Below are 5,812 nucleotides of genomic sequence, written 5' to 3' on the forward strand. Positions count from 1 at the left end.
CTTTAGGACATTTCTACTTTGGTAGAATAGGACATTTCTATTTTGGTATTACAGTAAATTTTTGTCCTGTATTCTCTGCAAAATCGCCTGATAAGATTATTTGCAAATTTGGGAGTATAGTTATACCACGTAAGGCTCGCTATCTCCTCACGTCGCATACCAGTAAAGTATGCCAACTTAAGCACGGGTTTTATTCTATTTTTAAATCATATGTGCATTAATAATCCTAAAAAAAGCAGTTGAAAATCACTAAGACTGGCTTATAGCCTTGTTTTACAAGGAAATTATGAGTCTGCGGAGCAGTACTTTTTGCCTACTTTTGGGTGAGTGGTTTTTGTTCATAAAAGCCTGATTTTCCTCATTATATTGAAGTGAACTGCTTTTTATAGGATAATAAGTGATTAGCGTATTTATGAAATATCTTAGTCTGTCATTCCGGCTTGTCCGGAATCTGTCTCAGCACATCCTCAAGCCAAATACGATTCCGGACAAGCCGGAATGACGACAAGAGAACGACGACAAGACAAGAAGGGTGATGACAATTTTTTATCGCGGAGTGAGATAAAATATATTATTGTAGGTATGATTTAGAAATGGAATTAGATACGCAGGAAGTACGCCAATCAGCAATCGGGTCACCTTTTACCGCTACCAATTGTTGTTGTGTACAGCTACCATTATGCCGCAGCCGGTGCCGCAGAACCGGCATACAGCCTTATCCCATTTCCATTATAAAGGACGACAGCGGCTTCCCCCTACCCTACTGCCAGACGCCGTCTATTGTACCCGCACACTCAGGACATTTTCCCTCTTTTATTATATTCCTTCTGATAGTAAAACCATATCTCTCTATCAGCAGCTCCTTACAAGAGGGGCAGTATGTGTTTTCACCATGTGACCCCGGTACGTTGCCCTCGTAGACATATTTAAGGCCGGCCTCAATTCCAATTCTATATGCCCTTCTGAGGGTATCCGCCGGTGTTGCCGACCTGTCAAGGATTTTATACGTTGGACGAAAACTTGTAACGTGCCAGGGGATTGAATAATCCACTGACCTGATAAATCCCGCTATCTCCCTCAGTATCGCGTCAGAGTCGTTCAGGCCGGGAATTATCAGGGTCGTTACCTCCACCCATACCCCGCGCCCTTTCATCAATATAATCGTGTCTTTGACCGGCTTTACACGGCCACCGCAGACCGTCTTATAAAACTCGTCATCTCCTTTTAAATCAATGTTGTTGGCGTCAAGATACGGGATTATCAGTCCGGCACTCTCAGCCGTCATGTAACCGTTGCTGACAAAGACATTCTCTATCCCCTTCTCCCTTGCCATGATTGCACAGTCAAGGGCATATTCCATGTATATCGTCGGTTCTGTGTATGTGTAAGATATACTTTTACAGCCGCCGCGGATTGCCCCTTGCACTACATGCGCCGGTGATACCTCATCGCCCTCAATTTCACTGAACTGCTGTGGATACTGGGAGATTGACGCGTTCTGGCAGTGTAGGCACGTAAAATTGCACCCCGCAGAGGCGATGGACAATGAATACGACCCGGGCAGGAAATGAAACAACGGTTTCTTCTCTATCGGGTCAATGTGCGACGCACAGAGCCGCCCGTAAAGCAGGCAATAGAGCGTGCCACCCCTGTTTTCCCTTACAGCGCACTTCCCGCGTTCGCCATCAGGTATCCTGCACCTGTGGGCGCACATCCTGCACAATACCACATCACTGTCCTTGAGTTTATCAAATAGAAGCGCTTCTTTCATTTTATATCTATAATATCCTGTAATATAATATTAATAGTCTCATCAGGCGTCCCAGCCGTATTCCCCTATGAGGGGGACAAATACGCACGGCACGTGATAACTCTTCCCTATTTTGGCACCGTCTTTCACCAATTTCAGCAGGGATTGAGCGTGCCTGTCTCCAACCGGCGCAACAAGTATCCCTCGCGGCGCAAGCTGTTCGATTACCGGCGCAGGTACATCAGGGGCAGCCGCCGTTATTATTATCTTATCAAACGGTGCCTCCTGCGGCCATCCAAACGTGCCGTCAGCAATCTTTACAGTGATATTGTTATATCCCAAACCGGCAAATCTTTTTCTGGCCTCCAACGCCAGAGATTCAACCCGCTCAACCGTGAAGACCCTTAAAACTATCCCCGACAATACCGCCGCCTGATACCCTGAGCCAGTTCCAATCTCCAGCACCTTGTCAGACCTGGACGGCTCAAGCAGTTCGGTCATCACACCCACCATATAGGGCTGCGAAATCGTCTGGTGCATCCCAATATCAAGCGCCATATCGGCATAGGCCCTGTCGCTGTTTGCCGGGCCGGCAAATATGTGGCGCGGCGTCTCACGCATCGCCTGCAGTACGTTAAAATCCCTGAGGCCACGGCGTATGAGCTGTGTGTTGACCATTTCCTCTCTTTTATCCTTATAGTTATCCATTATATATTCAAGTACTACTTTATAATTCTTTCCACTCATTTTTAATATTGTTCAGGGCGTCATAGTTCGTCAAATCAAGATGCAAAGGCGTTACAGAGATATACCCTGACTCAACCGCGAGGAAATCCGTCTTCTCGTCCTCCTCCCACGACGGGCTGCCCCCGCCTATCCAATAATGCTTCTTGCCCCACGGGTCATATGTCTCCTGAATCGAATTGCAGTACACACGTTTCCCCTGCTTTGTGAATTTAACACCTTCAATAAACCGCAGCTCCTTATTTGGCACGTTAACATTTAACAGCGTATCTCTGGGCAGGCCATTATCAAGGATATTCCTCGCTATCTTTTTGGCAAACTCCGCCGCCGTATCAAAGTAAAACCCGCCGTCTTCCCACAACATTGATATGGCAAACGATGGCACGCCAAGAATCGTACCCTCAATGGCGGCAGACACCGTGCCGGAATATGTTATGTCGTCGCCAAGGTTGCCACCCTTGTTAATGCCGGAGGCCACTAAATCAGGCGGACGTTTCAGGATTTTCCCAATCCCAAGCGTAACGCAATCAGTGGGGGTGCCGTTTATTGCATAGATATTTTCCTTTACCTCTGTCACTCTCAGCGGGCGGTGCATAGTAAGAGAATGGCTCGTTGCGCTCCTCTCCCTGTCGGGCGCTACTATTACCGCCTCAGCCACCCCCTTCATCGCCTCAAAGAGTGCCATCAGCCCCTCTGATAACACCCCGTCGTCGTTTGTCACAAGTATCAATGCCAATAGATTTTCCTCCCTACACAGGTATTATCCCCGACTGCCACAGTTGCCGTCAAGCCCTCGGATGGTGTTTGTCATACTCTTTTCTCACCTTTTCGGTTGATACGCGTGTGTATATCTGGGTAGTGGAGATGTCAACATGCCCCAGCATCTTTTGTATTGAGCGCAGGTCTGCCCCGCCCTCAAGTAAATGCGTGGCAAAGCAGTGTCTTAACGTGTGCGGGGAAAGCTCCACGCCCGCCATTTGCCCATACGCCTTTATTGTCTGCCAAAAGCGCTGCCTCGTCATCGGCTGCGCCCTGTTTGTCAGAAACAGATACGGAGAGTGTTTGTTGTTGAGAATCTCCGGTCTTAAGCCCTCCATGTATGCCTTAATACGCTGACGCGCCCTATCGTTTACCGGCACAAGACGCTCCTTTGAACCCTTTCCCATGACCTTGATAAATCCGGCGTCCATCTCAAGTTTATCTATCTCCACATTCACCAGCTCAGACACGCGAAGCCCGGAGGCGTACATCAACTCAAGCATCGCCACATCGCGCAGGACAAACTTCGTATCTACCCGCGTTGTAAGAATTGCCAACACGTCGTCAAACGTCAGGGCCTTCGGAAGGTGTTCCCACTTCTTTGGCAGACGCACGGTCTCAGACGGGTCATCCTCTCTGTGTCTCTCTATGAGCAGAAACTTGCAAAACGCCCTTGTTGATGAGATAAACCTGCAAATTGAACTGCCGGAGTAACCTTTATCCCTCAGATAGTCTATGTAGTTTATGATGTCCTCTCGCTGAAATTCCTTTTCATTTCCCTTATTTAAGTGTAGATAGTTAATGAACTGCTCTAAGTCTAGTCCATACGACTCGATGGTATTTTGGGAAAGCCCCCTTTCCACTTCCAGATAGGCCAGAAATTGCCCAAGTATCTCACTGCCCATTAATATACTCCTCAATGCCGGTTGATTTCTTTAGTTGATTATAAATCTCTTCCCCGATAGGCATCAGATTTACGGTATCTTCCCTATTATATTTTATTAGCGTATCCAGCGATGCGCGGTCTCCCCGTTTGTACATCTGCCAGAGTTTAACGGCGTCGTAGCCGTCCATTGCGGCGATGTCATCGTCGCGGTTTATTCCAAAACACTTCTCAAAATACTTAAAGCCTCCCTTTAAGCCTAACCTCTTTGACTCCAGACATATATCATAGTGCGGCATATCAATCCTGAGATACTGGTAACACCTCCTCAAAAACGGTATATCAAAGACTGCCCCGAAAAATGTTATCAGATACTTGTATGGCGACAGCGATTCCATCAGATTTTCCTGTGTTAAATCCCTGCCCCTGATCAAACACTTATAGTTTCTGCCGTCATACAATCCCACAACCGTAACATACCCGCCGTTGTCATACGGGCGGCCGTTGGTCTCTATATCAAGGCCTACGGCGTCGTCTCTGAATATCTCAAAGGCACGCCAGTGTTCCTTCCTGTCTACGTGTCTGGCAAAGAGCGAGGGATTATTCAGCACACTATCAAGCTTCCTGATGCGCTCATCTGCGCGGAGCTTCTTCTGTCTTGAGATAAATGGAATCGTCTCTGTGCCAAGAAAATCATCCCATGTGACAATGCCGCGGCGCCAGAGCCTCTTCTCGGTCTTTTCCCCTACGCCGTCCAATACTGAAAACGTGTTTCTTATCATAGCGGTTATTATACATTAATTATATACAGAAGTGTTATACGCTCAGGATTTCGAGGGTTTCGGGGGAGTAACGGCCTGTGTTGTCGTCGTAAACAAAGAACGGTGGGTCAAGTTTGAGCTGTGCCTTGCCTTCCTTTATTGCCTCTATGAGAAATATCTTTGCCTCTGATTTTTTGTTAGAATAAACGAAACGTATCCTTCGAGGCTCGAATTTATGTGCCCTGAGGGTTTCGATTACCTCGACAAACCTTGCTGTCTGATAAATGAATGAAAACCTACCCTTACCTCTTAATACATAAAACGCGGCTTTAATTAAATCATCCAGCGTAAGGTTAAGCTCGTGCCGGGCGGCGGCCTTTTCGTCGTCCGGGTTTAGTTCTCCGCTTTGGAGCCTTCTGTAGGGCGGGTTTGAGACGGCTAAATCAAAAGTATTGGATGAGATTATGTCATATATCTCTTTGATATCTAAGTTATGTATCTTTAGTCTTTCGGTTACGTTATTGAGCGCGGCGTTTTTGTTGGCGAGTTCATACAGGCAACTCTGGAGTTCTATCAAATGTACAAAGGCGGTTGGATATTTCTGGGCGAGCAGGATGCCGACGATACCGGAGCCTGCCCCTAAGTCAACGATGTGCCGGGGATTTTTGGGATTTACGAAATCTGCCAGCAAGAGGGCGTCAATAGAGAATCTGTACCCTTTCCGGCGCTGCAATATCCTGACATTTTTAATCGCGTCAAGCGATAATTCGATGTCTTGACCCGCGTTTTGGCTGTCACCGTCCATGACATAATTATAACACGCCTCTCATGGTAATTAGAGGCTTATACAGGGCAAACGTACTATATGCGTTTTGTTGTTATTTCAGAGCCAGACTAATTCAAAATATAGCATTC

Annotated in this window: 6 protein-coding genes and 1 pseudogene; all 7 read right to left on the minus strand. The window is 47.0% G+C overall.

The genetic code is table 11. The features are described 5' to 3' along the window. Positions 1 to 625 precede the first annotated feature (625 nt). Positions 626 to 729 (minus strand): annotated as a pseudogene (locus AB7D94_RS16185) (twin-arginine translocation signal domain-containing protein); the annotation flags it as partial. Between the two features lie 31 nt (positions 730 to 760). Further along, the gene (amrS, locus tag AB7D94_RS16190) at positions 761 to 1,771 is read right to left on the minus strand and encodes an AmmeMemoRadiSam system radical SAM enzyme (RefSeq protein ID WP_420267065.1); all 1,011 of its coding nucleotides are present in this window, start codon (positions 1,769 to 1,771) and stop codon (positions 761 to 763) included. Between the two features lie 42 nt (positions 1,772 to 1,813). Then, positions 1,814 to 2,458 (minus strand): protein-L-isoaspartate(D-aspartate) O-methyltransferase, encoded by a 645-nt coding sequence (locus tag AB7D94_RS16195; RefSeq protein WP_420267066.1) that lies wholly within the window; start codon positions 2,456 to 2,458, stop codon positions 1,814 to 1,816. A gap of 19 nt (positions 2,459 to 2,477) precedes the next feature. After that, a complete protein-coding gene (gene surE / locus AB7D94_RS16200; RefSeq protein ID WP_420267069.1) occupies positions 2,478 to 3,230 on the minus strand; it encodes a 5'/3'-nucleotidase SurE in 753 nt (250 codons plus the stop codon). Positions 3,231 to 3,279: 49 nt separating this feature from the next. Next, complete coding sequence (xerD, locus tag AB7D94_RS16205) at positions 3,280 to 4,158, minus strand: site-specific tyrosine recombinase XerD (protein WP_420267071.1); 879 nt, start codon at positions 4,156 to 4,158, stop codon at positions 3,280 to 3,282. Continuing rightward, entirely contained in the window at positions 4,148 to 4,918 is a 771-nt protein-coding gene (locus tag AB7D94_RS16210) for a ribonuclease H-like domain-containing protein (protein WP_420267072.1), read from the minus strand. Before AB7D94_RS16210 ends, xerD begins: the two co-directional genes overlap by 11 nt. 34 nt (positions 4,919 to 4,952) lie before the next feature. Then, the gene (locus AB7D94_RS16215; RefSeq protein WP_420267073.1) at positions 4,953 to 5,702 is read right to left on the minus strand and encodes a tRNA1(Val) (adenine(37)-N6)-methyltransferase; all 750 of its coding nucleotides are present in this window, start codon (positions 5,700 to 5,702) and stop codon (positions 4,953 to 4,955) included. Positions 5,703 to 5,812 lie beyond the last annotated feature (110 nt).

Origin of the sequence: Candidatus Magnetominusculus dajiuhuensis (assembly GCF_046044395.1) — a bacterium.
GTDB classification, from domain to species: Bacteria; Nitrospirota; Thermodesulfovibrionia; order Thermodesulfovibrionales; family Magnetobacteriaceae; genus Magnetominusculus; species Magnetominusculus dajiuhuensis.

Coding starts and splice junctions, on each gene's coding strand:
- amrS (WP_420267065.1), bottom strand. CDS start 1,771: ATGAAAGAAGCGCTTCTATTTGATAAACTCAAGGACAGTGATGTGGTA.
- AB7D94_RS16195 (WP_420267066.1), bottom strand. CDS start 2,458: ATGGATAACTATAAGGATAAAAGAGAGGAAATGGTCAACACACAGCTC.
- xerD (WP_420267071.1), bottom strand. CDS start 4,158: ATGGGCAGTGAGATACTTGGGCAATTTCTGGCCTATCTGGAAGTGGAA.
- AB7D94_RS16210 (WP_420267072.1), bottom strand. CDS start 4,918: ATGATAAGAAACACGTTTTCAGTATTGGACGGCGTAGGGGAAAAGACC.
- AB7D94_RS16215 (WP_420267073.1), bottom strand. CDS start 5,702: ATGGACGGTGACAGCCAAAACGCGGGTCAAGACATCGAATTATCGCTT.